The organism is Rheinheimera sediminis, from assembly GCF_004005375.1.
Lineage (GTDB): Bacteria > Pseudomonadota > Gammaproteobacteria > Enterobacterales > Alteromonadaceae > Pararheinheimera.
Genome location: NZ_RZUF01000066.1, coordinates 1 through 1,465, shown reverse-complemented (window position 1 = coordinate 1,465; position 1,465 = coordinate 1). Strand labels below are relative to the sequence as shown.

Sequence of the window (1,465 nt, the reverse complement as noted above, 5' to 3'; positions counted from 1 at the left end):
ACGCGTACCGCGCAGCTGCTTTGAGCGTTATGTTGCTTTAAGTTGTAGCACCATATCTTTTTTTGTTGTATCGGCGACAGGGTGTCTGAAGATAATACTTAACAAACTAAGAGGTTACATATGACTTTAAAAAACACAAACCGAAATATTACTTTTCGAGGAGCCGGAGAGCATGACGTTACAGAGGTAACAATTGATTCAGGTGAACACCTTGTAAACCCTGGAGATTTAACTTCCAGAGTTACTTATACTGTTTCTTATAAAGGTACTGGCGCATTAACTGTACCGGAACTTGATCAGGAGTTAGCTGATGCCGTAGCTGAAGCAGTAAAACTAAAGGTATCTGAAATTCAAGGACGATAGCCTCAAGTAATGGGCTCGTAAACAAGGATAAAATATGAATGCGTTCAACAATATAACTAAATTATTTTCATCTGGTAATCTTCCTGTCGTTATAAGCGATTCAAACTACGTTATGAACTCTTTTGCTAAAGAAGGGTTTGAAGTCTGTTCTGTATCTGAAGCCTATAAGGAATTAAAAGCCCCAGCTGAAGTGATTTTGGCTATTGTCGATCCTAGTTCGAGCCCTTCTCATGAAGTCTTTGATAAAACATTTAAAAATAGTGCTGTATTAGTCTGTCCGCTAATGTCATTCGCTTCTGACTCTGAATCAGTAGATTATTTTATTTCCACATTGAAAAAAATTGATTTTGAATCCGCATGTATTAATGGCAAGAAACGATTAGAACAGCTTGAAGGTTTAAATGCTCCTCTAACGGTAAAATCAGGGGATAAATTTCTTGAAATTCGTTTAGGAGATAATATTGAAGTATTTGCTCCAAAAATAAATCCAATTATAAAGTTAGGTGAGTGGATAAGTGTTAGTCAATTCTTAGAAATTGCTTTGATTCCTAATGCTGATTACAGCTGTTTCAACGTTAATGGAGAGTTTACCTGTGAAGGAATATCAATTGCTTTTCATCGAAATAATTATGAAATATCTGGACCACTCGCAAAAGAAGCATGGAATATCTTTACTGAAATTCGTAAAAGCGGTGGTTTCCCCTTAAAGTTAATACTTGTGGACTCTGAGGTCAAAAGTATTGAAACAACTTTTGGTGAACAAATTTTAGATAAAATCAAACCGCTTACTGATGAAACATTTCATGGCAAGCTAATAGAGGTTGCTTTTGCTTCATTAGAAGCATCTAAAGATACTAATTGGTTAATTAATTCCCAACTGAATGAGGCAGCAGGAGGAGTCCATTTAGCACTAGGGACTGGCGTAAAAGCAGCACATATAGATTTTATTTGCCCAAGAGCAACGGTTTTGGAAACCGCAACATAACAAGAAATTCAACAAGGACAAAAAACAGTTGGCTTTTTGTTCACTACGTTCACCTATTTTAGCCAACAATTTTTTGCCTGTTAATTAGGCGTTAGCAGGTTTTCGGGTTTTAAGGGT

The 1,465-nt window shown here is 36.4% G+C and carries 2 protein-coding genes; both read left to right on the top strand.

Annotated elements, in window-relative coordinates:
- The first annotated feature begins 120 nt into the window (after positions 1-120).
- The gene (locus EMM73_RS19750; RefSeq protein WP_127688472.1) at positions 121-363 is read left to right on the top strand and encodes a hypothetical protein; all 243 of its coding nucleotides are present in this window, start codon (positions 121-123) and stop codon (positions 361-363) included.
- 34 nt (positions 364-397) lie between these two features.
- On the top strand, positions 398-1,348 hold the full coding sequence (locus tag EMM73_RS19745; RefSeq protein ID WP_127688471.1) for a hypothetical protein: 951 nt from the start codon (positions 398-400) through the stop codon (positions 1,346-1,348).
- The last annotated feature ends 117 nt before the right edge of the window (positions 1,349-1,465 follow it).